Source organism: Pseudarthrobacter sp. NKDBFgelt (assembly GCF_046097905.1).
In the GTDB taxonomy this organism is placed as follows: domain Bacteria; phylum Actinomycetota; class Actinomycetes; order Actinomycetales; family Micrococcaceae; genus Arthrobacter; species Arthrobacter polychromogenes.
Genome location: NZ_JBJURL010000011.1, coordinates 39,032 through 63,432, shown reverse-complemented (window position 1 = coordinate 63,432; position 24,401 = coordinate 39,032). Strand labels below are relative to the sequence as shown.

At 66.5% G+C, this 24,401-nt stretch carries 27 protein-coding genes and 1 tRNA gene; 16 read left to right on the top strand and 12 right to left on the bottom strand.

All coding sequences use genetic code 11. From position 1 onward, the window contains the following. Positions 1-32: 32 nt before the first annotated feature. On the bottom strand, positions 33-302 hold the full coding sequence (locus ACKAE7_RS05005) for an FmdB family zinc ribbon protein (RefSeq protein WP_188809678.1): 270 nt from the start codon (positions 300-302) through the stop codon (positions 33-35). A gap of 127 nt (positions 303-429) precedes the next feature. Then, a complete protein-coding gene (locus ACKAE7_RS05000; RefSeq protein WP_321201332.1) occupies positions 430-1,053 on the bottom strand; it encodes a 5-formyltetrahydrofolate cyclo-ligase in 624 nt (207 codons plus the stop codon). A 121-nt stretch (positions 1,054-1,174) separates the two neighbouring features. Here ACKAE7_RS05000 and galU point away from each other — a divergent pair, with 121 nt between their 5' ends. From galU to ACKAE7_RS04980, 4 genes are all read left to right on the top strand, one after another. After that, positions 1,175-2,080, top strand: a complete 906-nt coding sequence (gene galU / locus ACKAE7_RS04995; RefSeq protein WP_188809680.1) for a UTP--glucose-1-phosphate uridylyltransferase GalU — start codon at positions 1,175-1,177, stop codon at positions 2,078-2,080. Between the two features lie 4 nt (positions 2,081-2,084). Next, entirely contained in the window at positions 2,085-2,705 is a 621-nt protein-coding gene (locus ACKAE7_RS04990) for a GNAT family N-acetyltransferase (RefSeq protein ID WP_188809681.1), read from the top strand. Between the two features lie 81 nt (positions 2,706-2,786). Beyond that, positions 2,787-3,731, top strand: coding sequence for a hypothetical protein (locus tag ACKAE7_RS04985; RefSeq protein WP_229666348.1), 945 nt, complete (start codon positions 2,787-2,789; stop codon positions 3,729-3,731). Between the two features lie 138 nt (positions 3,732-3,869). After that, positions 3,870-3,942, top strand: a tRNA-Ala gene (locus ACKAE7_RS04980). 47 nt (positions 3,943-3,989) lie between these two features. Here ACKAE7_RS04980 and ACKAE7_RS04975 read toward each other — a convergent pair. After that, positions 3,990-4,355: a YciI family protein gene (locus tag ACKAE7_RS04975; RefSeq protein WP_188809682.1), complete on the bottom strand. Its 366-nt coding sequence runs from the start codon at positions 4,353-4,355 to the stop codon at positions 3,990-3,992. Between the two features lie 289 nt (positions 4,356-4,644). Between ACKAE7_RS04975 and ACKAE7_RS04970 the strand changes: the two genes are divergently transcribed. Beyond that, positions 4,645-5,454 (top strand): CPBP family intramembrane glutamic endopeptidase, encoded by an 810-nt coding sequence (locus ACKAE7_RS04970; protein ID WP_188809683.1) that lies wholly within the window; start codon positions 4,645-4,647, stop codon positions 5,452-5,454. Here ACKAE7_RS04970 and ACKAE7_RS04965 read toward each other — a convergent pair. The 4 genes from ACKAE7_RS04965 to ACKAE7_RS04950 are packed head-to-tail and all read right to left on the bottom strand — an operon-like array spanning position 5,451 to position 7,944. Next, the gene (locus ACKAE7_RS04965) at positions 5,451-5,975 is read right to left on the bottom strand and encodes a hypothetical protein (RefSeq protein WP_191035902.1); all 525 of its coding nucleotides are present in this window, start codon (positions 5,973-5,975) and stop codon (positions 5,451-5,453) included. The two genes, ACKAE7_RS04970 and ACKAE7_RS04965, sit on opposite strands and share 4 nt — an antisense overlap. A gap of 3 nt (positions 5,976-5,978) precedes the next feature. Beyond that, positions 5,979-6,974 carry a magnesium/cobalt transporter CorA gene (corA, locus tag ACKAE7_RS04960; RefSeq protein WP_188809685.1) on the bottom strand — a complete coding sequence of 332 codons (996 nt, stop codon included), beginning with the start codon at positions 6,972-6,974 and terminating at the stop codon, positions 5,979-5,981. 34 nt (positions 6,975-7,008) lie between these two features. After that, positions 7,009-7,434 carry a DUF1761 domain-containing protein gene (locus tag ACKAE7_RS04955; protein ID WP_191035903.1) on the bottom strand — a complete coding sequence of 142 codons (426 nt, stop codon included), beginning with the start codon at positions 7,432-7,434 and terminating at the stop codon, positions 7,009-7,011. 30 nt (positions 7,435-7,464) lie between these two features. Further along, positions 7,465-7,944: an Lrp/AsnC family transcriptional regulator gene (locus ACKAE7_RS04950; protein WP_188809687.1), complete on the bottom strand. Its 480-nt coding sequence runs from the start codon at positions 7,942-7,944 to the stop codon at positions 7,465-7,467. A gap of 171 nt (positions 7,945-8,115) precedes the next feature. On the opposite strand from ACKAE7_RS04950, the gene ACKAE7_RS04945 reads away from it, so the two are divergent. Beyond that, the gene (locus tag ACKAE7_RS04945) at positions 8,116-9,363 is read left to right on the top strand and encodes an MFS transporter (RefSeq protein ID WP_190609826.1); all 1,248 of its coding nucleotides are present in this window, start codon (positions 8,116-8,118) and stop codon (positions 9,361-9,363) included. A 56-nt stretch (positions 9,364-9,419) separates the two neighbouring features. Here ACKAE7_RS04945 and ACKAE7_RS04940 read toward each other — a convergent pair whose 3' ends face one another. Both ACKAE7_RS04940 and ACKAE7_RS04935 read right to left on the bottom strand, forming a co-directional pair. Then, positions 9,420-9,923: an Lrp/AsnC family transcriptional regulator gene (locus ACKAE7_RS04940; protein ID WP_066277621.1), complete on the bottom strand. Its 504-nt coding sequence runs from the start codon at positions 9,921-9,923 to the stop codon at positions 9,420-9,422. A gap of 163 nt (positions 9,924-10,086) precedes the next feature. After that, positions 10,087-11,325 (bottom strand): MFS transporter, encoded by a 1,239-nt coding sequence (locus tag ACKAE7_RS04935; RefSeq protein ID WP_408978632.1) that lies wholly within the window; start codon positions 11,323-11,325, stop codon positions 10,087-10,089. 197 nt (positions 11,326-11,522) lie between these two features. Between ACKAE7_RS04935 and ACKAE7_RS04930 the strand changes: the two genes are divergently transcribed. Beyond that, positions 11,523-12,497, top strand: coding sequence for a LysR family transcriptional regulator (locus ACKAE7_RS04930; protein ID WP_408978631.1), 975 nt, complete (start codon positions 11,523-11,525; stop codon positions 12,495-12,497). 60 nt (positions 12,498-12,557) lie between these two features. Continuing rightward, positions 12,558-13,505, top strand: coding sequence for an N-acetylglucosamine kinase (locus ACKAE7_RS04925; RefSeq protein WP_408978630.1), 948 nt, complete (start codon positions 12,558-12,560; stop codon positions 13,503-13,505). 15 nt (positions 13,506-13,520) lie between these two features. Here the strand turns inward: ACKAE7_RS04925 and ACKAE7_RS04920 are convergent, their stop codons facing one another. Then, complete coding sequence (locus ACKAE7_RS04920; RefSeq protein ID WP_408978629.1) at positions 13,521-14,534, bottom strand: pirin family protein; 1,014 nt, start codon at positions 14,532-14,534, stop codon at positions 13,521-13,523. Positions 14,535-14,782: 248 nt separating this feature from the next. Between ACKAE7_RS04920 and ACKAE7_RS04915 the strand changes: the two genes are divergently transcribed. The 6 genes from ACKAE7_RS04915 to ACKAE7_RS04890 all read left to right on the top strand — a co-directional run bounded on the left by ACKAE7_RS04915 (position 14,783) and on the right by ACKAE7_RS04890 (position 20,541). Next, complete coding sequence (locus ACKAE7_RS04915) at positions 14,783-15,883, top strand: ABC transporter ATP-binding protein (RefSeq protein ID WP_408978628.1); 1,101 nt, start codon at positions 14,783-14,785, stop codon at positions 15,881-15,883. Beyond that, positions 15,883-16,563, top strand: coding sequence for an ABC transporter permease (locus tag ACKAE7_RS04910; protein ID WP_188809693.1), 681 nt, complete (start codon positions 15,883-15,885; stop codon positions 16,561-16,563). The genes ACKAE7_RS04915 and ACKAE7_RS04910 overlap by 1 nt, the downstream gene beginning before the upstream one ends. Further along, positions 16,560-17,306: an ABC transporter permease gene (locus ACKAE7_RS04905; RefSeq protein WP_104185091.1), complete on the top strand. Its 747-nt coding sequence runs from the start codon at positions 16,560-16,562 to the stop codon at positions 17,304-17,306. Before ACKAE7_RS04910 ends, ACKAE7_RS04905 begins: the two co-directional genes overlap by 4 nt. Next, positions 17,303-18,265 carry an ABC transporter substrate-binding protein gene (locus ACKAE7_RS04900; RefSeq protein WP_188809694.1) on the top strand — a complete coding sequence of 321 codons (963 nt, stop codon included), beginning with the start codon at positions 17,303-17,305 and terminating at the stop codon, positions 18,263-18,265. The genes ACKAE7_RS04905 and ACKAE7_RS04900 overlap by 4 nt, the downstream gene beginning before the upstream one ends. Before the next feature lie 149 nt (positions 18,266-18,414). Further along, positions 18,415-19,635 carry a pyridoxal phosphate-dependent aminotransferase gene (locus ACKAE7_RS04895; protein WP_066277595.1) on the top strand — a complete coding sequence of 407 codons (1,221 nt, stop codon included), beginning with the start codon at positions 18,415-18,417 and terminating at the stop codon, positions 19,633-19,635. Positions 19,636-19,686: 51 nt separating this feature from the next. After that, positions 19,687-20,541: a polyphosphate kinase 2 family protein gene (locus ACKAE7_RS04890; RefSeq protein WP_188809695.1), complete on the top strand. Its 855-nt coding sequence runs from the start codon at positions 19,687-19,689 to the stop codon at positions 20,539-20,541. A gap of 25 nt (positions 20,542-20,566) precedes the next feature. On the opposite strand, the gene ACKAE7_RS04885 is transcribed toward ACKAE7_RS04890, so the two are convergent. Both ACKAE7_RS04885 and xseA read right to left on the bottom strand, forming a co-directional pair. Then, on the bottom strand, positions 20,567-20,785 hold the full coding sequence (locus tag ACKAE7_RS04885) for an exodeoxyribonuclease VII small subunit (protein ID WP_066277590.1): 219 nt from the start codon (positions 20,783-20,785) through the stop codon (positions 20,567-20,569). Then, positions 20,778-22,118: an exodeoxyribonuclease VII large subunit gene (gene xseA, locus ACKAE7_RS04880; RefSeq protein WP_188809696.1), complete on the bottom strand. Its 1,341-nt coding sequence runs from the start codon at positions 22,116-22,118 to the stop codon at positions 20,778-20,780. The genes ACKAE7_RS04885 and xseA overlap by 8 nt, the downstream gene beginning before the upstream one ends. A 225-nt stretch (positions 22,119-22,343) precedes the next feature. Here xseA and ACKAE7_RS04875 point away from each other — a divergent pair, with 225 nt between their 5' ends. Further along, positions 22,344-23,195 carry a hypothetical protein gene (locus ACKAE7_RS04875; protein ID WP_408978627.1) on the top strand — a complete coding sequence of 284 codons (852 nt, stop codon included), beginning with the start codon at positions 22,344-22,346 and terminating at the stop codon, positions 23,193-23,195. A 9-nt stretch (positions 23,196-23,204) separates the two neighbouring features. Continuing rightward, positions 23,205-24,284: a 4-hydroxy-3-methylbut-2-enyl diphosphate reductase gene (locus ACKAE7_RS04870; protein WP_066277584.1), complete on the top strand. Its 1,080-nt coding sequence runs from the start codon at positions 23,205-23,207 to the stop codon at positions 24,282-24,284. Positions 24,285-24,401: the final 117 nt, after the last annotated feature.

Sequence of the window (24,401 nt, the reverse complement as noted above, 5' to 3'; positions counted from 1 at the left end):
CGCCCGGCGGGCTTTGAGTCGAGGACCGTGCGTCAGCTGGCAGCGGCGGGGGCCGAAGCGGCCGGCGCGGATGCCGGCGCTGCAGCAGGAGCGGCGGGAGCAGCCGAAACCGTGCTGCCCTTGGCGTCCCGGGAGTCCGTGCGGTAGAAGCCGGAACCCTTGAAGACGACGCCCACGCTGTTGAACTTCTTGCGCAGGGCACCCTGGCACTCGGGGCAGGACGTCAGAGAGCTGTCCGAGAACGACTGGACGATGTCAAAGGCATGGCCGCAATCCTTGCAGGCGTACGCATACGTTGGCACTGGTGCTCCTCCTCTTGGGCAAACGAGAGGTCCCGGACTGCCGCTTGGTGATCCAACTGGATGTCCCATTAGCAGTCACAGGGCCTGAGTGCCAATTCTAGCATTCCCCTGCGCCCGGACTTTGCGGTCAAGCGGCGTTCGCCAGGTCCCTGAATCCGGAAGGAAGCACGACGCCAGGCACGGGACGGTCAAATTCCTCCACCGGAATCGCGCCAGCGGGCAGTAATTCCCCGTCATAAAGAACTGCGGCAAGGGGAATGTGCTTCCCGGCAGACGCAAGATGGCCCAGGAACTTGTCATAGTAGCCGCCGCCCTGGCCGATCCTGCTGCCTGCGAGGTCGACGGCCGTGGCAGGGATGAACAGCGCAGCGGCTTCCCCGGCAACCTCAATCTCATGCCGGGTCCCGACCGGTTCCAGGATGGGGGCGAACCTGCTGCGCGCGAGTTCAATGCCCGGGGTCCAGAAAACCCATCCGAGCTCACGCCCTGGTTCACAGACGGGGAGCAGAACCCTGTGGCCGTCGTCGTGAAGCGCTGCGATCAGTGGCAGCGTGGGCGGTTCCGCGCCGACGCCCAGGTAGACGCACACCGTGGCCTCCTCTGCCGGCATCACCGAAGCCGCCCACGCCGCGCCGCGCTTGGCCAGAGCGGTTCCGGCCTCCTCGCGTTCCAGGGATGTCATCGCAGCCCTTCGGCGGCGGTGGGCAGCACGGATCAGGTCCTTGGCTGCTTTGGTTTCCTCAAGCGTCACGTGTTTCCTCCATAACTGCCGCGCGCGGCCGGTTACCAGTGTTGTCCATCTGTCCGGCGCCATCATGTATCACTGGCTCCGTTGTTTACTGAATGCTTGACGCTGACGTTAGATTAGTCCGGTGACTACCAGTAACCCGAGAGTTCGCAAAGCCGTCATTCCTGCCGCCGGACTCGGTACCAGGTTCCTGCCGGCAACCAAGGCGATGCCCAAGGAAATGCTTCCCGTCGTGGACAAGCCTGCCATCCAGTACGTGGTTGAGGAAGCCGTGAACGTCGGCCTCCACGACCTCCTTATGATCACCGGGCGCAACAAACGGGCACTGGAAGACCACTTCGACCGGGTACCGTCCCTCGAGTCCACCCTTGAGGGCAAGGGGGACACCGAGAAACTCGCATCAGTCCAGGCCGCCAGCAAGCTGGGCGATATCCACTACGTCCGGCAGGGAGACCCGCACGGTCTGGGCCACGCCGTGCTGCGCGCGAAGCAGCACGTTGGTGATGAAGCCTTTGCCGTGCTGCTGGGCGATGACCTCATCGATGCCCGGGACGAACTGCTGGGCACCATGATCGACGTGCAGGCGAAAACGGGAGGGTCCGTCATCGCGCTCATCGAAGTGGAACCGTCCGAGATCAGCGCCTACGGCTGCGCTGACGTCCAGCCGATCGACGGCGAATCTTACGTTCGCGTCAACCGCCTGGTGGAGAAGCCAAGCACGGAAGAGGCGCCCTCCAACCTTGCGCTGATCGGCCGCTACGTCCTCCACCCTGCCGTCTTTGAGGTCCTGGAACGCACCGCCCCCGGGCGCGGAGACGAAATCCAGCTGACGGACGCCCTCCAGGAGCTGGCGACCGGCGAAGGCGAGGGGTACGGAGTGTACGGCGTTGTGTTCCGCGGGCGCCGCTACGACACCGGGGACAAGCTCAGCTATCTCAAGGCCTGCGTCCAGCTCGCCATTGACAGCGAGGACCTGGGGCCGGGCTTGCGGGAGTGGCTGCCGGGGTTCACCGCCGGCCTGTCCAAGTAGCGCCGTGCGCGCTGGTCCCATTTGGCCCGTAACCCTGGAGTGCGGGGATCTGGTCCTGCGGCCCATCCGGTACCGGGACAAGAAGGAGTGGACCGAGGTCAGGTCCCGCAACAGTGAGTGGCTTGCTCCGTGGGAAGCTTCCAACCCGGATCCTGCCGGAGGCCTCCCGGACTACCGGCAAATGGTCCGGTCATTGAAGTCGCAGGCAGCGCAGGCTACTGCATTGCCCTTCGTTATCACCGAGCGGATTGCCACCGCCGGGAGCCCCGCCATTATTGGCCAGTTGACCGTTTCATCGATCGTGTGGGGATCAGCGATGATGGCGACCCTCGGCTACTGGGTGGACCGGGGCCGTGCGGGCCATGGCATTGCACCCACTGCCGTGGCCATGGTTACGGACCACTGCTTCCGGACACTTGGCCTGCACCGGATGGAAATTAACATCCGGCCGGAGAACGGACCAAGCCTCCGCGTGGTGGAAAAGCTGGGCTTCCGGGACGAGGGATACCGGCCCCGCTACCTGCACATCAACGGGGAGTGGGCTGACCACCGGTCGTTCGCGTTGACCGCGGAAGAGGTCCCGGACGGGCTGCTCCGGCCCTGGCTCGCCTTGCGGCCGTCATAAATCCATTGATTTGCCGGCTGCGCCACGACACACCGCAGCTAATGCTGCCGCAGCGGACAGGATACTCATACGGTTTTGAGTGTGGACTTCCCCCTTAGCAGCTCAGTGATCCTTGTGGTTGCCGTCGTGCTCTGGATTGTGTGGGTTGCGCCCTACGTCCTCCGGTACCGCAGGCACCAGTTCCAGCCAGCCGGCGATTTCCTGGCGGAGCCCGCAGCAGATGAAACACCGGAACCGCCAGCCGCTTTGGTATTGAACGTCGCCGCCCAGCAGGAGAAAGCCATGGACACCAGGAAGAGTGCCGGACCCGCGACCGCCACTGCCGGCTCCCCAACCGGGGGTACGTTCCGGATTCGCTACGGACGCAGCGGCATTGCCCTGGTTGGGCTGCTGTCGCTGGTCACCGCGTTCGTTTCAGGTGTGCTTTCGCTCTTCGGGCTGGGCGCTCCTGCCCTTCCCCTGACGTGCCTTGCGCTCACCGCCGGATCCGTTGTCCTCCTGCGCTGGCTGGCCGTTCGAGACAGGAGGGCAAAGGTCAACGCAGCCTTTCGGGCCGCCATGACCGCACCGGCCCGGCAGCCCAAACCCGCTGCCAGCGTCCCGCCACGGCCGGAAGCAGCTCCGGCGAAGCAGGACAACCCCCTTTTCGACGCCGAGGCACACGAGCCCAGGATCAGGCCGCTGACTGCCATGGAACTGCGTGAGGCCGCCCTTGCTGTGGCGGTTGCCGCAGGCGATTCAAGCGCGGAAGCTGCCGGCTCCGCAGCCAGTGCAGCTGCTCCGTCCACGTGGGAACCGGTGGAGGTTCCCAAACCCGTCTATGTTGAGGCAGCCAAGGCCGAGCGCCCGGCACCTGAGCCGCTGGAGCTCCCGGAGGCACCGAAAGCCACGGGCAAGCCGTCCCTGAAGCAGGGCGTTTCCGCCGCGCCGCCTGCTGCGCCGGCAGCCGCCGAGGGCCAGGAACTGTCCAAGGCGCAGAGTGCGCTCAGTAACCTCGACGACGTCCTGCAGCGCCGCCGCGCCTGACAGGTTAGTGCCGTGAGGCTATTCCATGCGTCTCCTACGGAACGCTGGTGCGGGGTTCGAGGCTGCAGTTTGGCATTAAGCCGGGAAAATTTGTAGCCTAGGGTCACCGGTGCCGCTCCTGCAGGGGCGGATCCCTCCGGGGCTATAGCTCAGTTGGTAGAGCGCTTCGTTCGCATCGAAGAGGTCAGGAGTTCGAATCTCCTTAGCTCCACAAAATACCCTGCCCCCAGCAGGGGGTGTGGCCTGAAACCCGGTTCGTCAAGTGGCCAAATGATCACTGGGGCCGCCCTGGAACTCCCGCACCTCCACCGGCAGCATGGTGGCATCCGCCAGTTTCTTCCCCCACTCGAGCGCGGAAGCCAGATCACGGGCCAGGATGATGGAGAGCCCGCCGAGGTGCTCGTTCCCCTGGAAGTAGGGGCCCTGTGTGATGGTCACTTGGCCGGCCCTGCTGCGTGCCACCACGGCCCCGGCTGGTTGATCCAGACCTCCTGCGAAGACCCACGCCCCGGCGGACTTCAGTTCGCTGTTGAAGGCGTCCACCTTACGCATGACGGGTTCAAGGATCTCCGGCGGCGCAGCACCGCCGTCGGGCTGTTGGATACTGAGCAGAAAGTGCTTCATAGTGTGATGCCTCCACTGTGGATGGGCCCCGTCGGTGGCGCAGTCCTCGCGCGGCTCACAACGGCAGGCAGGCCGGCGGACTCATTCCTGACACGCCCTCCAGGGAACTACTTCATCTTATCCGGCGGCCGGCGTGCGCGGACGCGCCGAACGGCCCGTTGTCCACGCGGTCCACCCCAGAACCCAATGACCTACCTAACGACTTATCGGGGGCATGGTTGGCTTTCTGGCGGCAGCAGAGAATGCCAGACTTAACACCCACTCATGCACGACTCCAAGAAGGTCTGTGATGGCGGTTCACGGCCACCGGCTGCGGGATTGGGCGGCCCGGCACGACATTGCGCTTTACCTTGGGCTGGCGTACGTCATTTCCTGGTCCATCTGGCCGCTGGTGCTCCTGAACCCGGAGAGCAGTCCACTGGTGCCCTTCGGGCCGGGGCTGGCGGCGGTCCTGGTTGCTTTCCTGGTGGGAGGCCGCCCTGAGTTGCTGGGCCTTCTGCGCCAGTTTGGACGCTGGCGGGCCAACCCTGCGTGGTACGGCGTGGCACTGGGTATGCCGCTGGTTGCCCCCGGCCTTGCCCTGTGGGCTGCGGTGGCCGCAGGGGCACCGGTCCCACGCTGGGAGCCGGCTGACTTGCTGCAGGTTGCCGGTTCGATCGTGGTCACGGTCTTTATGGTCGGCATCTTTGAGGAGCTCGGCTGGCGCGGGTTTCTGCTGCCGCGGCTGCAACGGGATTACAGCGCGTTGCGGGCCGCCTTGATCATTGGTCTGGCGTGGTTTCCCTGGCACCTTCCGGAACTGGTGTCGGACCCGGGCCAGCGTCCATTGACGCCCTTTGCGGTGTATATCCTTGCGCAGTCGGTGCTGCTCGCCTGGCTGTACAACAGCACGCAGGCGTGCCTGCCGGTTGTGGTCCTTTTCCATGCCGCCTTCAACAGCTTCACGAAGTTTTTCCTCGCCGACCTGCAGGGCAGTCCCTACCCCTACCTCGTGGCGTGGTGTGTTTTGGCCGGAGTGGTTGCCGTCCTCGCCGTGGCAGCGGTCGTTTACGCCGGCAGCCGCGACCTGGTGAAGGGTGGGCTCAGGCCCGCGCACTAACTCCCTGACACGCCCTCCACGGCAACAGTTTCGTCGGACTCCACCCGCTTCAGCTTCGCAAGTAGCCGGGCGGTCTCCGCCAGTGCGGAACGAAGCCGCGCGTCATCCGCAGACACGGACGCGGCACCCCAGTCCATGGGGGCGGTACCAACCACGAACAGGGTTGTTCCGCGGGCCGCCGCTGCCGCAAGTGCGGCAGCAAAGAGCTCCCATGCTTCCGCCCGTGGACCGGCGTCCGATGGCTCAGGCGGCGGAACACCATCAATGACCCACAGCTCCGCCCCTGCTGCGAGGAAGGAGTAGTCCTCCCTGGACGCACCCGGCGCGCACAGCTCGTCAAAGCTGATCCACAGCAGTTCCGGTTCGCAGGCCTTGGCGGCAAAAACGTGGGACCCGGCATGTGCCGCCCGGTGCCGGCCGGGTGGCGGCGGGAAGAGGCCGTATACCGCCAGTTGCCGGCTGCTGCCGGGCACCAGGATGCGGCCCCCGGGGAGGGCCGGAGGCCCCGGCTCGGCGGCCATGGCCTACAGCCAGCCCTTCTTCTTGAAGATTCCGTACATGAGGGCCGCCATCGCGATCATGAGACCGATAGACAACGGGTAGCCCAGTTCCCAGTGGAGCTCAGGCATGTGGTCAAAGTTCATCCCGTACACGCCGGCAACGAAAGACGGCGCGAAGAAGATCGCGGCCCAGGAAGAGATCTTCTTCACCTGCTCGTTCTGTTCGGCGCTGGCCTCGTTCTGCCGGTTCGCGGTGAGGGTGCCGTCCAGGGTGAGCGCGTTCTGCAGCAGGTCCCGGAAGGAGTCCGCCCGGGAGATCACGCGCTCTACGTGGTCTTCGACGTCGCGGAGGCTGTGCCGCAGGTCCGTTTCCACGCCGTACTTCTCGAATCCACGCTCAAGTTGGTGCAACATGTCCGGCAGTGGATGGATTGCCCGCTGGAACTGGATGACTTCCCGGGCCAGTTCGTAGATCCTGCGGGACACCGTGGTGTCGCCGCTGAAAAGCTGGTCCTCGATCTCGTCGATGTCGTTTTCGAGTCCGGCCACCACAGGCGCGTAGTCATCCACCACGCGGTCCAGCAGGGCGTACAGGACAGCTTCGGGCCCGTGGCGCAAAAGGTCGGGCCGGGCCTCCATGCGGCGCCGCACCCGGGCCACGCCGGCCATCTCTGCATGGCGGACCGTGACCACATAGTTTTTGCCGGTGAAGATGTGGAGTTCGCCGAACTCCACGCTTTCGGAGTCGTCAACGTACCGGGCGGGCCGGAGGACGGTGAACAGGCTGTCGTCGTAGCGCTCCAGTTTGGGGCGCTGGTGCGCGGAGATGGCGTCTTCCACCGCAAGATCGTGGAGGCCAAACTCGCTTGCCACCGCCGCCATTTCCTCCGGCGTGGGCCGGTACAGCCCGATCCAGGCCATTCCGCCGTGGTGGGCAAGCATGTCAAAGGTCTGCTCGAGGCTCTCGGGTTCCACGTGGCGCACGCCGTCCACATAGACGGCATTGTCGATGATGGTCATGGGCGCCGGGCCCCGGGCGAGGGGCGTGCGGCCATCAGGACATTCCTCCGATGATCGCACCGGAGACCGCCATCGCCACCAGGTCGTGGCCGGAATCGATGAGGGTGACGGCTGCGGGGCGTCCTGCAAAGCCGTTGTGGATGACGTGGCCGCCTGCGCGGAAGACCAGGCCCATAACCAGGGCGAACAGGCCGCCGGCCAGGGCGTTGTCCAGCCCAAGCCTGGCGATCAGGACAGCCAGCAGGATCGCCGTCAGTGCCGCAGCCACCATCATGGGCAGCCAGATGCCGGCGCCGCCGCTCATGTTCTTCAGGTCGTCCTCCGTCTTGCCGATCGCGGCCATCCAGCGGTTGCCGAGCACTGCAGGCATGTACCAGACAAAGCCGATGGCCATGCTTGCGACGAAGGCGAGCAGCACGGCAAGCCAGTTGATCTGTGAAACGTATGAGAGCCAATCCATTCTGGAAATCCTAGCCGCCCGGCCATGGCGTCAGCTGTTGGACGCCTTGGCGAGGCCGCTGATGAGGGGCTCGGTGCGGTAGGGGATATGGGTGTGCAGTGCCAGGACCGTTTCGGTCCGGATCACGCCCTTGATCCTCAGGACCTGCCGGAGCGAGGACTGGAGGTTGTGGGTGTCTGTGGCCACCACCCGGCACCAGACATCCCCACGGCCCGAGATTTCGTGGACCTCCAGGACCTGGGGAATCAGCCGGAGCGCAGCGACCACGCCGTCCAGTTCGCGGTGGGAGACCTCGATGGTCACAAAGGCCACCACGTCATAGCCCACCGCCTCCAGGTCCACCTCGCGGCCGCCGGGCCGCAGCACGCCCGCCCGGAGGAGGCGCCGGACCCGGGTCTGGGCCGTGTTCCTGGCGATGCCCAGCGATTCGGCCAGTTCGCCGATCTGGATCCGGGGATCGCGGATCATTGCCAGGAGAATTTTGAGGTCGGTGGGGTCCAACTGGTTCATATAGTCACTCTCAGTCACATACGGACGGCAAAATTGATGATCCTGCGCAATTCTTCCATGGAAATCCGGTCAAAGGAGCAGAAGTAACGCACTCTTGAGGCATCGGATATCCACCCCGCGCCGGACTCCCACAAGGATTTCCACCGCGGTATGAACCAGAGGCGGCACACGATGACGGTCTTCAGTGAACTCCGCATGCGCCCGGCCCCGGCTGCTGCGTCCGCCGGGTGGGATGCGTCCACCACAACCCGGCTCGTAATGGCGGGAACCGTAATTTTCACCCTCCTGGTGGGCGCCAACCTGGCGACACCGTTGTATCCCCTCCTGCAGGCCGAACTTGGGCTGTCCACGCTGGGAGTCACCGCCGCGTTCGCCAGCTACGTCCTGTCCCTGGTTGCCACGCTGATGCTGGCCGGACACTGGTCTGACCACATCGGCCGGCGGGCGGCGCTCATCCTGGCCGTCCTTGCAGGACTGGCCGGCGGGTGGCTCTTCTCCGAAGCAGAGACGCTCGCCGCGCTGTGTGCCGGCAGGGCACTGCAGGGGACAGCGGTTGCGCTGGCCACGGGTGCCAGTGCCGCAGCCCTGCGCGAACTCCTTCCGTCCCGCCCGGAGTGGGCCTCCCGCTTCACGTTGCTGGCCTCATCCGGGGGAGTGGCGGCGGGGCCGGTCATTGGGGGACTGCTGTCACTCCTCCCGGGCGCCACCACAGCCCCGTACTATGTCCATTCACTGATCCTGGCCGGGCTCCTTGTGCCGCTGTTCCTGCTGCGTGCCCGCCCCGCGATCAGCCTCCCCGAGCCTTCCCGGCCGCTGAAGGCCCTCGCGCCGCGCCTCCCTTCCGTGTCCCGAGAGGCGAGGGGCGCCTTCTGGCTCGCCGCCGGCGTCGGATTCCTCAGCTTTGCGGTCTTCGGTTTCTGCCTGTCGCTTGCTCCCGGCTACTTTGCGCAGGTGCTGCACACCGATTCCCGCCCCCTGGTGGGCGTCCTGGCCGGGCTCGCCCTGGCGTCCTCCGCGCTGAGCCAGCTGCTGACCCTCCGCGGCCGCTACACGGTTCCGGCCGGACTGGCGGTCCTGGGCGTGTCCGTCCTGCTCCTGGGGGCGGCGGGAGCATGGCACAGTCCCGTGCTGCTGGTGGCCGCCGCCCTTGCCGCCGGTGTGGGCCAGGGAATCGCGTTCCGCACCGTCTTCAACGACGTTGCGGCCAGGGTGGAGGCATCGCGGCACGCACAGATTGTCAGCACCGTCTACGTCATCACCTACCTTGGCAGCGCGGTGCCGGTCCTCGGCCTTGGCTGGGCAGCCGGCGTCTTCGGCCTGCCCGCTGCCGTGGCCGGATTCGTGGGGCTGTGCGGCGGTGCGGCACTGATCCTGTCGGCCGTCACGCTCCGGCTCGCGCTGATCGGCCGGCACAGGTAGCCTGCCCAGGCACGTTCCGGCAGGCACATTCCGGCCAGCAGGTTGCGGCAGCCCTGCTAATCCGGCAGCGGACCGTGGTTCCCCTGGATGTGTTCGAACACCAGCGTTGTTTCGGTGTGCCCCACCACGGGGTCCGTCGCCAGGTTGTCCAGAACCCAGTCCCGCAGGTCCTCGGTGGTAGCGACGGCAATATGCAGCAGGTAGTCCACCGAGCCCGAGGTGTGGAAGGTGGACAGCACGGCAGGCAGGTGCGGCACCCTGCCCGTGAAACGGTCAATCTGGTCGCGGTCATGGGCCCGGAGCCGCACGGCAACCAGCGCCTGTACGGACCGGCCGATCGCGGACAGGTTGAGCTTAGCCTCGTAGCCCTGGACGATTCCCCGCTCTGACAGGGCGCGGGTGCGCATCAGGGCGGTGGAAGGGGCGATTCCCACCAGTTCCGCGAGCTGCTTGTTGGAGATCCGGGCATCGGCCACCAGGGCCGCCAGGAGCCGCTCGTCAATCGCGTCCAACGGTTCCAGATGCGCTCCCGGCCTGGCGTTCCTGGCATTCGTGCTCACTGCAGCTCCTCGTGACGGTCCTGGGTTTCATCCTAGCCGCGCCCGGCTGCGGTACCAGGTACTTTGCGGGCTGGCCGCCGAATTTCGCGTTGCCGCTTTCCGCGGGGAGAGCAGGATCTTCACGGGAGCACCCTGGTAGGCGGAACCGCAGTGCCGCCGGCTTCTAGGCCGCGGCGCGTTCCGTACCGGGATGGACGACGGCGACAGCCGCCGCAGTGAGGCAGGCAAGGACCATGACTGCCGCGGCCAGGGCATTCCAGCCAAGGGACTGGAACACCAGGCCGCCGGCCCAGCCGATGATGCTGGACCCGAGGTAGTAGGCCAGGTTGTACAGCGAGGCGGCCTGGGCCCGGCCGGTGCTGGCAAGCGCACCGGTCCAGCCCGCCCCGATGCTGTGGGCGGCGAAGAAACCGCCGGTGAACACCACCAGGCCGGCCAGGATCAGGACAAGGGACTGCGTCAGCGTCAGGGCAAGGCCGGCCGTGGACAACGCCAGGCCTGCGAGCAGGACAGTCCGGCGGCCAAAGCGAAGGGTCAGTCCCGCCGACCAGCGCGACGTGACGGTCCCCGACAGGTAGGCCAGGAAGATCAGGCTGATCAGTGTTCCCGGAAGGCCGAAGGGTTCGCCGGAAAGCCGGAACCCCAGGTAGTTGTACACCGCCACGAACCCGCCCATCATCAGGAAGGCCTGGCCATAAAGGACCAGCAGCCGGACATTCCGCAAGTGGCCGCCGAGGGTCCGGAAAGCCCCGCGCAGCCCGGCGGCAGGGGCGGTGACAAAACCCTGGGCCTTCGGCACCAGGATGAGGAAGGCGACGGCGGCGAGGGTGGCCAGGATGGAGACCGCCAGTGCCGCCGCGCGCCAGCCCCACAGTTCGCCGGCCGGACCGGCCACCAGCCGTCCGGCGAGCCCGCCCAGGGTGGTGCCGGCGACGTAGCTTCCGGCCGCCAGGGCTGCGTGGGCTTTGGTGACTTCCTCGTTGAGGTAGGCAATGGCGATGGCCGGGATGCCGCCCAGCGCCATTCCTTCCAGGAGCCGCAGGGCAAGCAGCATGCCAAAGCTGGTGGACAGCGGAACCAGCAGGCCAAGGACTGTGGCTATCGAAATGCCCCATGCCATGGCCCGGACCCGGCCGATCCGGTCCGCCAGGAAAGACCACGGAATCACAGTCACCGCAAGGCCCACCGTGGCCAGGGAGATGGTCAGGGCGGCCTCCGCCGCACTGACCTGGAGGTCTGAGGCCAGGATCGGCAGTACGGCCTGGGTGGAGTAAAGCTGGGCGAAGGTGGCCACACCGGCGAAGGACAGGCCGGCGAGGATCCTGACGTACGCCGTCGAGCCCTTTGCATGTCCGTTCCAGCGCGGGAACGGAGCGCTGGTGGGGCGGACGATGTGTGCCATGCCGCCAGCGTAGCTTTTCCGCATAGATGCATCCAATGCATGCGTCGTGTAAAACTGATAGCAATTTCGCATGCGTCTCCAAACTCGGCGGCTTTTTCCCAACTAGGTAGCGCCAAGTGTCGTTATGAGCCGTCAAAACGACACTTGGCGCTACCCGGTTGGGCCGGTGGGGAGCAGGAAAGTGGGAGAACAAGCACATGGAGCCAGACCACAAACAGCTGGTGCAGCTGCTGCCGCTCCTGCCCGTGCTCGCTGAGCTGGGGCGCACCGAGCACGTCACGGAAACCGCGGAACTGCTCGGAGTACCCCAGTCCACGGTGAGCCGCGCTTTGGCCCGGGCGAGCGCCGTCGTCGGTACCGAACTCCTGGTCCGGGACGGCAGGGGAGTCCGGCTGACACCCGCCGCCCGCACCCTGCTGCCGTACATCGAGCAGGCCCTCACGGCGTTCCAGGCGGGATTGGACCTCGTCCGCGACGAGTCGGACGTGGTGCGGGGAAGGATTTCCCTCTCTTTCCAGCACACGTTCGGCGAGGCAGCCCTGCCGCTCCTGATCAGTGCCTTCCGGACCCGTCATCCCGGCGCTGCCTTCACACTGAGCCAGGGCGCCCGGAACGCCTGCCTTGACGAACTGGCCTCGGGTGGGTCGGACCTGGCACTGACGGCTCCCGTGGCGCCGCCCGGCCGGAACCTGTCCTCGGCGCCGCTGTACCGTGAGCCGCTCCGCCTGGTGGTGCACCACAGCCATCCCCTCGCCGCACAGCCCTCCGCCCGGCTCGCCGACATCAGGGCAGACCCCTTCGTGGCGCTCGGGCCCGGGTACGGCATGCGTTCGCTCACCGATGCGTTGTTCCGCGAGGCCGGCTACCGGCCGCGCATCGCGTTCGAAAGCCAAGACTCGCACACGGTCCGGGGACTGGTCTCCGCGGGCCTGGGCGTCAGCATCCTGCCGCCGGGAGGTGATGCCCCGGGCCGTACCGTCAGCCCCGAAACCGGGAACCTGGGCTGGGTCGAAGTTCCCCTGGACTCCGGCCTGGCGTTCCGCGAGGTGGGCCTGTCCTGGCGGCGGCGGAAACCTGGCGCGGAGCCGGTGCCGGTACGGCTGTTCCGGGACATGGTGGTGACGGAGGGGCCCGGACTGCTGGCCGGGCTGGTGCGGCGGCGGTCCCGTTGACTGATGCCGGGAAATGCGGGGATGGGCCTTCCGCCGCCCCCGCACCATTACCCTTGTGACGTGACCAACACCGAAAATTCCTCCGCGCTCCCCGCCGCCCCCCAGGTTCCCGCATCAACTCCGCCCGGCGGTGTCATCATCGGGCTGGACATCGGTGGCACCAAGACCCACGGGGTCCGCTTCGAGGACGGGGTGCCGGTTGCGGATGAGTCCGCCGGCAGCTCCAACGTGCAGAACGTGAGCCGCGACGAGGCGGCCGCCAACCTTGCCCACCTCTTCTCGCGCATTGGCGGAGGGCAGGTGTCCCAGGTTTACGCGGGCTCGGGCGGCATCGACACCGAAGACGACGCCGCAGCCCTGGCGTCCCTGATCCAGCCGCACGTGCCCGGTGCACGGGTGACGGTGGTGCATGATTCACGCCTGCTGCTGGCCGCCGGGCACGCGAGCACGGGAGTCGCGGTGATTGCGGGCACCGGCTCGGCCGCCTGGGGCAGGAATGCCGACGGCGGCGAGGCCAGGGCAGGCGGCTGGGGCTACCTCCTGGGCGACGAAGGCAGCGGTTACTGGCTTGGCCGCGAAGCGGTCCGGCACAGCCTGGGCCGGATGAACCGGGGACTGCCCGCCGACGAACTCACCACGGCCCTGCTGCAGTCCTGCGGAGTGGGCGACCCCAACCGCCTCATCGCGCTGTTCCATTCACCGAAGACCGGCCGGCGCTTCTGGGCCCAGCAGGCCCGGTATGTGGTGGAGGCCGCGGCGGGCGGCCACCCTGAAAGCCAGGCGCTGCTGGACCAGGCCGGGAAGGACCTTGCCGGCCTGGCGCTGCAGGTGCTGCAGCAGCTGGGTATTACCGGCCCCGTGATCCTGGGCGGCGGCCTGGGTATGAACGTGGCACCGCTGCAGCACTCGTTCCGCCGCCATCTGACGGACGCCGGCGTGACCGATATCCGCGTGCTGGACCAGGAACCCGTGTTCGGTGTGCTGCAGTTGGTGGCAGAGCAGGCCTGACCCGCGCTGGCCTTTTTAGAGCCGCTTCCGGGGCGTCAGCCGCACGCCGGGCAGGGGAGGGGCGGGAATGCGTCCAGCCTCTGGCCCCGCGTCCGGACCGTGGCCGGGAACCAGGCCATACCGTGCCGCCGCCGTTTCCGTGTCCGGGAGGCCGGCCTGCGCCTCCCAGTCGCTTCTGGCCTGCTCCACTTCGTCGTGGGTGCGGCCCACAAAGTTCCACCACATCAGCAGCTCGTCCTGGAAGGGCTCGCCGCCGATGAGGAGGAAGCGCGTCCCGGGGAGCGCCTGCACCTGCAGCTCCGCACGGCCGGTGCCCAGGTAGCCCAGCGGGCCCGGTGGAACCTCCTGCCCGTCCACCGCCAGGCCGCCGTCGAGCACCAGGATGCCGTGCTCAAACCCCGCGTTCAGCGGCAGCACGGCGGCGCCTTCACACAAAATGTCCGCACCCACGATTGGTGAGTACATGGTGGCGGGGGAAGTGGCGCCGGCAAATTCGCCCACCATCACCGTGGCGGTGAAACCCTTACCACTGACCTGGGGAAGTTCGCGGTGCTGTTCGAAGGCCGGCTCCCGGTGCCGTTCACCGCCGGGCAGGGCAACCCAGAGCTGCAGCCCGCGCTGCACCGGCAGGGCTTCCCCGGCTGGCGGAAGCACGGCGAACTCGGAATGGGAGACGCCGTGGCCCGCCGTCATGATGTTCAGTTCACCCGGCCGGACCACAACATCGCTGCCCACGCTGTCCCGGTGGCGGATGCGGCCGGCCAGCGGCCAGGTCACTGTCTGCAGGCCGGTGTGGGGGTGGGGAAGCACGGACATGGCAGTCCGGTCCGGGCCGAAGCTGTCCAGGAAACACCATGCCCCGATGGTGGGGAGGCCACGCTGCGGAAGCGTCCGCTGGACGTTCATGGCGCGGACTCCGCCGAGCGGCACTTCGCGTTGCGGCCACAGCTGCAGGCAGGGTCCGGAACTGCCTTCAGGGGCCGCCGGCGGACAGAGTTCCTGCTGCGGTGCTATTTCCAAATTGGTCACCCCACCACTTTAGGCCGGTCTTCCCGCGGCGGAACAGCGCCCAGAGCCATGGTGGTTTCCGGCCGGAAGGACGGTTCCCATCCGGCACGCCCGCGGCTCCGAATGGTTACAGTAGGGATTCCTTTGCCCGGATTCGGGGCGCTGCAGGTGTTGCCGGCCCCGGTTTGGGTTACCGTAACTATCAGCGTGCTGATGACAATGTCGCGGTGCTTCCAGAGGCCGTCCCAGAGAACAGGTGAGTCCGCGCCATGGACCAGGCCATGATCGAGTTTCAGAGCGTTACCAAGCAGTTCCAGGGCGGGCAGCCGGCCGTGGACAATCTTTCCATGTCCATCGCCAAGGGCTCCATTACCGTCTTCGTGGGCCCGTCAGGCTGCGGCAAGACAACCTCGCTGCGGATGATCAACCGGATGGTGGAACCTACCTCCGGGACCATCACGGTGGACGGCAAGGATGTCACCTCCGTGCCGGCGCCCGAACTCCGCCGCTCCATGGGGTACGTGATGCAGTCGGCCGGGCTGCTGCCCCACCGCTCCGTGCTGGACAACATTGCCACCGTTCCCCGGCTGAACGGCGTGTCCAAGGCGGATGCCCGCCGCCGCGCGGAGGAGCTCCTGGACGTTGTAGGCCTGGCCCGGCCGCTCGCCAAGCGTTACCCGTCGCAACTCTCCGGCGGCCAGCAGCAGCGCGTGGGGGTAGCCCGCGCGCTCGCCGCCGATCCACCCATTTTGCTCATGGATGAGCCGTTCAGCGCCGTGGATCCCGTGGTCCGGGACGAGCTCCAGCAGGAGCTGCTGCGGCTCCAGAAGGACCTGGCCAAGACCATCGTCTTCGTCACGCACGACATCGATGAAGCCACCGTGCTGGGCGACAGGGTGGCCGTCTTCGCGGTGGGCGGAAAACTGGCGCAGTACGCCACGCCGGAGGAAATCCTCCGTGCCCCGGCGAACGACTTCGTGGCCTCCTTCGTGGGACGGGACCGGGGGTTCCGGCACCTTGGCTTTACCGCTTCCGACGGCGTGACCCTCCACTCGGTGCCGACAATCGTCCGCGGCCGCACCGGCTCCGGAACCGATCCGGACGCAACAAGCGGCTGGCAGCTGGTGGTTGACGAAGAGATGCGCCCGCTGGGCTGGTCCACGCCCGGCACTGCCACCGGCCTCATTCCGGGAGGTTCGTTGTTCCGCCCCGGGGAAAGCCTGCGCCGCGCACTGGACGCTGCGCTGTCCTCGCCGTCGGGCCTCGGCGTCGCAGTGGATACGGAGGGCCGGGTGCAGGGTGTCATCCGGGGCGGCGAAGTACTGGCCCTCATTGAAGAAGCACGCCAGCTCCGTCAGGCTGCACTCTGATGGAGTGGTTCCTGGCCAACATCGACATGGTCCTGGAACGGTCCGGCCAGCACCTGGTGCTTGCCCTGGTCCCCATGGTCCTGGGACTGGTCATCTCCCTTCCCCTGGCGCAGCTGGCCCGGCAGAACCGGGCCCTCCGCTCGGTGGTGCTGACCGCATCCTCGCTTCTGTACACCATTCCGTCACTCGCACTCTTCATCATCCTTCCCACCATCCTGGGCACCAGGATCCTGGACCCGCTCAACGTGGTGGTGGCCCTGACCATCTACGCGGTTGCGCTCCTGGTCCGTGCCGCACTGGACGCTTTCGACTCGGTGAGCGAGGACGTGGGACAGGCCGCTGTGGCAATGGGATACAAACCGCTGGCCCGGTTCCTGCGGGTGGACCTTCCGCTGTCCCTGCCGGTGATGTTCGCAGGGCTCCGGGTGGTGTCCGTCAGCAACATCTCCCTGGTCAGCGTGGCAGCGCTGCTTGGCATCGGAAACCTGGGCATGCTGTTCACATCAGGGCTGCAGCGGGGCTTCATAACGGAAATCGTGGTGGGGATTATTGCCATCCTTGTCCTCGCCCTGCTGATGGACGCTTTGCTTGTCCTGCTGGAACGGCTCCTCACGCCGTGGGAGCGGGCCGGAAAGATCCGCCCGGGACTGGTGCCGGCCGCTGAGGGGGACCGGGCATGAGCAACGTTTTCACCGACACCTTCGCCTGGCTGGCCGATCCGCTGCACTGGACCGGCGCCGCAGGAATACCCGCCCGGCTGGGAGAGCACCTCCAGTACACCGGCCTGGTCATGCTGATCGCTGTTGCCATTGCCGTCCCCGTTGGCATGTACGTGGGCCACACGGGCAGGGGAAGGGTTGCCGTGGTGGCGCTCGCCGGTGCGCTGCGCGCCTTGCCCACCCTGGGCCTGCTGACACTCTTCGTGCTGCTCGCCGGGATCGGGCTGATGCCGCCCATCTGGGCGCTCGTTATCCTCACGGTTCCCCCGCTGCTGGCCGGCACCTATGCCGGTATTTCCAGCGTGGACCGCAACGTGGTGGATGCCGCCCGCGCCATGGGCATGACCGAACTGCAGGTCCTGTTCCGGGCTGAACTGCCCAACGCCCTCACCGTCATGTTTGGCGGCTTCCGGACCGGCGTGCTGCAGGTCATCGCCACGGTCTCCGTGGTGGCCTACATCAACCTTGGCGGTTTGGGCCGCTACCTTTTCGACGGCCTGGTCCTCAGCGACTTCCCCCAGATGCTCGGTGGGTCCCTGCTCATCGCAGCGCTGGCCATCGCCGTCGACCTCGTCCTGTCCCTTTTCCAGAGGCTGTTCCTGGCAACAGGCGCCTCCGGCCAGTCCCGCCGCAGCCAGCAGGCTGCGGCCGATCTCACAGACCCCGTCCTGACGGAGGCTGTGGTACAAGGAGGTAAATCATGAAGGAAAGCCGTCCACACCACCTCGGCAGGCGGGCATTCAGCGGGCTCGCCGCCGGGCTCGGCCTGGCCATGGCATTGTCCGCGTGCGGAGGGTCCTCCGATCCGCTGAGCAACGCGCCGGCCACCACCGGCGCAGCCTCCGGGGAAGCAACGTCCCTCGTCGTCGGCTCGGCTGACTTCCCGGAAAGCCAGATCGTGGCGGAACTCTACGCAGGAGCCCTGACCGCCGCCGGCATCACCGCCACCACCAAGCCGAACATCGGCTCCCGCGAGGTGTACATCAAGGCCGTCCAGGACGGATCGGTGGATGTGGTTCCGGACTACACGGGCAACCTCCTGCTGCACGTGGACAAGGAAGCGTCCGAGGAGTCGGCGGAGGACATCGCGGCGGCCCTGCCGGAGAAGCTGCCGGACGGACTGGCGGTGCTGGAACCCTCCAAAGCCGAGAACAAGGATGCCATGGTGGTCACCAAGGCCACGGCCGAGAAGTACCAGCTGAAGTCCCTCGAGGACCTGGCCAAGGTGTGCAGCGAGATCGTGGTGGGCGCCCCCGCCACCTTCGCCGAGCGGGCCTACGGGCTGCCCGGCCTGAAGGAGAACTACAACTGCGAGCCGAAGAAACTGGAGCCCTTCAGTGACGGCGGCGGTCCCGTGACGCTCAAGGCGCTCCTGGAGGACCAGGTGCAGGTGGCGGACATCTACACCACAACCCCGTCCATCGCCGACAACGATCTTGTGGTCCTTGAAGACCCCAAGAACAACTTCATCGCCCAGCAGGTGGTTCCGCTGTACAACGAGGCGAAGATGACCGACACGGCCAGGGAGGCCCTCAACTCGGTGTCCCGCATCCTGACCACCGAGGACCTCATCAACCTGAACCGTGCCGTCAGCGGCAGCCAGAAGCAGGGTGCCAAGGAAGCGGCGGACGCCTGGCTCAAGGAAAAGGGCATCATCAAGTAGGGCTTCCTTCCTGACCACAAGCAGGACGACGGCGGCTGCCGGACTTCCAGAAGTCCGGCAGCCGCCGTCGTCCGTTCCGGGTGGCGGCGCGCGCACCCTGTGGCTGACGTCTCAACGGCCGTCCATCCTTCCTGTGGCATATTTGAGGAATGGCAGAATTCAGGCAGTCCACCAAGCTCAACAACGTCCTTTATGACATTCGTGGGCCGATCCTCCAGGCTGCCCAGCAGATGGAAGCGGAGGGGCACCGGATCCTCAAGCTGAACATCGGAAATCCCGCGCCGTTTGGCTTTGAAGCGCCGGACGCCATCCTCGTGGACATGATCCGCCACCTGCCGCACGCCCAGGGCTACAGCGATTCCCGGGGCATCTTCTCCGCACGGACCGCCGTCTCGCAGTACTACCAGACCCGGGACATCCAGAACATCCACGTGGATGACATCTACCTGGGCAACGGCGTCAGCGAACTCATCACCATGTCCCTGATGGCCCTGCTCAATGACGGTGACGAAGTCCTGATCCCCACTCCGGACTACCCGCTGTGGACCGCGTCCGTGGCGCTCGCCGGCGGCAGGCCCGTCCACTACCTCTGCGACGAGGAAACGGGCTGGCAGCCGGACCTTGAGGACATGGAAGCCAAGATCACGCCCCGCACCAAGGGACTCGTGGTCATCAATCCGAACAACCCCACCGGCGCGGTCTACCCGGAAGAGACGCTGAAGAAGATCGTTGCCCTTGCTGAGAAGCACGGCCTGGTGGTCTTTGCCGACGAGATCTACGAAAAGATCCTGTACGAGGACGCAGTCCACATCAACCTGGCCAAACTGACCGGCGACGACGTCCTGTGCCTGACGTTCAGCGGCCTGTCCAAGGCGTACCGGGTATGCGGCTACCGGGCCGGCTGGATGGCCATCTCAGGCCCCAAGAAGGACGCGGCGGACTACCTCGAAGGCATCAGCCTCCTGGCCAACATGCGCCTGTGCGCCAACGTTCCGGCCCAGCATGCCATCCAGACGGCGCTGGGTGGGTACCAGAGCATCAACGACCTGATCCTGCCCGGCGGGCGCCTGCTGGAGCAGCGCAACAAGGCCTACGACATGCTCAACGCCATCCCCGGCGTGAGCACCCAGCAGGCGCGGGGCGCACTCTACCTCTTCCCGAAGCTGGACCCCGAGGTCTACCACATCCGCGACGACGAGAAGTTCGTCCTGGACCTGCTGAGGGAACAAAAGATCCTGGTGTCCCACGGCAGGGCCTTCAACTGGGTCCGCCCGGACCACTTCCGCATGGTCACCCTGCCCAACGTCAAGGACATCGAAGAAGCGGTGGGCCGGATGGGGGACTTCCTCAGCAGGTACCAGGGCAACTAGCCTGTGCTCACGGGCGCTTCGATCCCGTGGAACTTCGCGAAAGGATTTCCCATGTCCGCCGCCACAGGCTTTGATCAGCACCCCTCTGAGACCCTGCGGGCAGGAAAGGGTTTTTCGCTGGCCGGCGTGGACCCTGATTCCACGCCGGGCTTCAAGGGCACCAAGGAGGACGGCCAGGCCCTGCTGGCGGAACTCGACGACGGGCTGGCGGAACTGCAGGAAAAGCTGTTCGCCGAGTCCCGGTTCGGCGGCCGCAAGCGTCTCCTGCTGATCCTCCAGGCCATGGACACCGCGGGCAAGGGCGGCATCGTCAACCATGTGATGGCCGCTATGGATCCCCAGGGTGTGCAGTTCAAGGCCTTCAAGGCTCCCACGGATGAAGAAAAATCCTACGATTTCCTGTGGCGGATCGAAAAGGAAGTACCCGCCGCCGGGATGGTGGGGGTGTTCGACCGTTCCCACTACGAGGACGTCCTGATCCACCGCGTCCACCGCTGGGCCAGCCCGGAGGAGATCAAGCGCCGGTACGTGGCCATCAACGAGTTCGAGGCCAGGCTCAGCAGTTCCGGAACCACGGTGGTCAAGGTGATGCTCCACATCAGTGGAGACGAGCAGAAGGAGCGGCTGCTGGCCCGGCTGGACAACCCGGCCAAGCACTGGAAGTACAGCCGCGGCGACCTTGACGAGCGGGCTTTCTGGGAGGACTACATGAGCGCCTACCAGGCTGCCATCGATGAAACTAACACCCCGAATGCGCCCTGGCACGTGGTCCCCGCCAACAAGAAGTGGTTCGCCCGGATCGCCGTGCAGCAGCTGCTGCTGGGTGCGCTGAACGGAATGGACCTTCAATGGCCCAAGGCCGAGTTCGACGTCGCCCTGGAACGCGAGCTGGTAGTGCGGTCCTGACGCTTCCTTTCAGCCCGCGGCGGGCCTAGAGCGGCTGGTCGCGGGCAGCTGCCAGCCGCTTCCGGGCGCCTTCCAGCCATTCCTCGCACCGTGCGGCCAGGGCCTCGCCGCGTTCCCACAGGGCCAGGGATTCTTCAAGACTGGCGCCGCCGGCCTCAAGTTTTCCCACCACAGCGATGAGCTGCTCACGGGCCTCCTCATAGCTCAGTGCCTGGATGTCGGCCGCTGGTTTCTGCTCAGTCATTCAGTTCTCCGGTTTCGGTAATGGGCTGTTCAAGTGTCCCGGTGGAGGTTGCGCCGAATCGGCCTTCAGCCACGCGGATGGACAGGGGCGAGCCGGGCGGAGCTTCGGCCGGGCGGCGCACCACGGCATGGCCGGCGGTGCCGGCTTCTTCCGCCCGCTTTCCGGCGAGTTCGACGACGGCGTACCCCCGGTCCAGCGTCTTCTGCGGCGACAGCGCCCGCACCTGGGCTTTCAGGTGCTCCAGCTGGTCGGCCGCGCGGACCACGGAGGAGCTGACGGCGGCGGAGGACCTCCGGAGCAGCCGCTCAATTTCCTCGGACCGGATGGTCACGAGTCCTTCCGGCGCTGCCAGCACGGGCCGTGAGTGGAGGGACGCCAGGCGGTCCGATTCCCTGTCCACCAGGCGTTCCATGCACCGGCGCAGCTGCACCCTTGCCTGGCGGACCCCTGCCAGTTCCTCGGATACTTCCGGGACAATCCGCTTGGCGGCGTCCGTGGGCGTGGAAGCCCTTAGGTCAGCGACGTCGTCCAGCAGCGGACGGTCCGCCTCGTGGCCGATGGCGCTGACCACCGGGGTGGCGGCGGCGGCCACGGCACGGATCAGTTCTTCGCTGTTGAAGGGCAGGAGGTCTTCCAGGGCTCCGCCGCCGCGGGCGATCACGATGACATCCACTTCGGGCAGGGCGTCCAGGTCGCGGAGGGCGCGGACCACCTGGGCCACCGCGGTGTTCCCCTGCACTGCCACCTCCCGGATTTCGAACTCGACTGCCGGCCAGCGCAGGGCTGCGTTGCGCAGGATGTCCTTCTTGGCGTCGGAATCGCGGCCGGTAATGAGGCCGATGCGGTGCGGCAGCAGGGGCAGGGGCTTCTTGCGGGAGTCCGCGAAGAGCCCTTCGGCGGAGAGCGCCTGGCGCAGCCGCTCGATCCGGGCCAGGAGATCGCCCAGGCCCACCGGCCTGATGTCCCTGACCAACATGTTCAGCCGGCCGGTCTTGAGCCAGAACTCCGGCTTCAGCAAGGCAACCACGCGGGAGCCCCGCTCCAGCGGCAGGTTCTGGCGCTCCAGCACCTTGGTCCACACGGACGCAGGCAGCGACACCTCGGCGTCGACATCCCGAAGGGTGAGGTAGGCGTTGGTGCCCCGGCGGTTCAGCTCAATAACCTGCCCTTCAACCCAAGCAGACGGCGTACGGTCGATATGGGCTTTGAGCTTCTGTGACAGCAGCTGGAGCGGCCACGGATTGTCCGGGCTGGTCTCGGCAGCAGTGGCAGGCAGGGTGGTGGGCGGCTCGAGCTGCTGGCCGGGGACCGGAAGCGACGCCTGTTCAGACATGCCGACGCTCGTGGCGGGCTGGAGCTGCGGGCATGGGGTCCTTCGTCCGTTGGTCGGCTGGTTGTTTCGGAGCACTCGTTGCAATAAAAGCTGGTTGAAATAAGAGCTGGTGGTGTCCGGCGGTCATTCAACCTTATCCATAAGCTCTACCACCACGGACTGACAAGGGTGCCGCCCGGGGCCCGCCTAGGATGGGGTGACCCCTGCCAACATGAAGGATCCTCCGTGCGAAGTTTTGTTTCCGCTGCCGCCGCCGTACTGGCTGTGCTGCTGGCCGCCGTCGCAATCCCCGCCATCTGGCTTGACCGCAACATCGTCCAGGAGCAGGGCTTCGTTGAGATGGCCGCTCCGCTCGGAAGGAACCCCGGGTTCCAGCAGCAGCTGGCCGTGGCAGCGGTGGCAACCATCGACACCAGCGCCGTTCCAGGTTTCCTCTCGGATCTGGTCCAACCGGTGCTGGAGGACGCCGCGTCCGCACTGACCGCCCTGCCGGAGTATCCGGCCGCGTGGGAGGAAACGCTGCGCAAGAGCCACCGTCTCAGCTTTGCCGGCCCGGCAACGGACGACGGCGGATCAGCCCCTGCGTCGTCCCTCACCCTGGACGTCGCTCCCTTGGTGTCGCTGGGTGCCGGGGAAATTTCACGCACCACCGGGTTGCCCCTGGACCCGTCGGACCAGACCCTCATCAACGTGGGCCAGCCTGAGCACAAGGAATGGACTGAGAGGCTCACCACGTATGCCCCCGCCGGCTACCTGCTGGCCGGAGGTGCAGCCATTGCACTGCTCCTGGCCCTGGTGGCTGCGAACCGGCGCTGGACAGTGGTTGCCGGAGCAGGAGCAGGCGCGCTTCTGCTGGCGGCTGCGTGGACCGTCGGTGCCGGGATTGCCTCCGCTGCTGCTGTGTCCGCGGACAGCGGAAATGAGGTTGCCAACATGTTCAGGGATGAATTCGTGCCTGCCGCTGCAGCAGATTTCCAGGGCTGGACCATGGCAGCGGCCGCTGGAGGCGGTGTGCTGTTGCTGATGGGCCTGGTGGCCGGGTTCGCCACGCGAAAGCGGGCCCGGGCAAGCCGGTAGCATGGAGTAATGACCCCCTCAGCTGTTTCCCTTTCGATGCCCACCATCCCGCGTAGGCGCCGCTCACCTGAGGAAGTAGCTGCCGCAGCCCCCGTCTCCGGAACCAAGAAGGTGCTGCTCGCTGCTCCCCGCGGTTACTGTGCCGGCGTTGACCGTGCGGTCATCGCCGTCGAGAAGGCCCTGGAACACTACGGTCCTCCGGTGTACGTGCGGAAGCAGATCGTCCACAACGTGCACGTGGTCAGCTCCCTGGAGGAACAGGGTGCCATCTTCGTCGACGAAACGGACGAAGTGCCCGAAGGTGCCCTGGTCATCTTCTCGGCCCACGGCGTATCGCCTGCAGTGGTCCAGTCCGCCGAGGACCGCGGCCTGCGCACCATCGATGCCACCTGCCCCCTGGTGACCAAGGTCCACAAGGAGGCCGTCCGGTTTGCCAAGGACGATTTCGACATCCTGCTGATCGGCCACGACGGCCATGAGGAAGTCGAGGGCACGGCGGGGGAAGCGCCGGAACACATCCAGATCATCAACGGCCCGCACGAGGTGGACAAGGTAACCGTCCGGGACCCGGAGAAGGTGATCTGGCTTTCCCAGACCACCCTCAGCGTCGACGAAACCATGGAAACGGTCCGCCTGCTCAAGCAGCGGTTCCCCACCCTGCAGGATCCGCCCAGCGACGACATCTGCTACGCCACCACCAACCGCCAGGTGGCCATCAAGAAGATCTCGCCGCAGGCAGACCTGGTGATCGTGGTGGGCTCAGCGAACTCCTCCAACTCTGTCCGCCTGGTGGAAGTGGCACTGGAGTACGGGGCGAAGGCGTCCTACCGCGTAGATTTCGCGAACGAGGTTGATGAAGCCTGGTTTGAAGGCGTCGCCACTGTCGGCGTGACATCCGGGGCATCAGTCCCGGAAGTCCTGGTCCAGGACGTCCTGCGCCTGCTGGCCGAGTACGGCTACGGCACCGTGGAGGAAGTTGTTACGGCCGAGGAGGACCTGCTCTTCTCGCTGCCCAAGGAACTCCGGGCAACACTCAAGCAGGCCGGCGACGTCAGCCGTGCCCTGGGCGGACGCCGCTCGCGCGACTGACCTGCAACACGGCCGGGACCGCGCAGCCCGCAGTGCGCGCAGCCAGTGACCGCGCATCTGATCTTATGGAAGTGGGCCCGGCAACTGCCGGGCCCACTTTTTTGCCTCTTGGCGTTG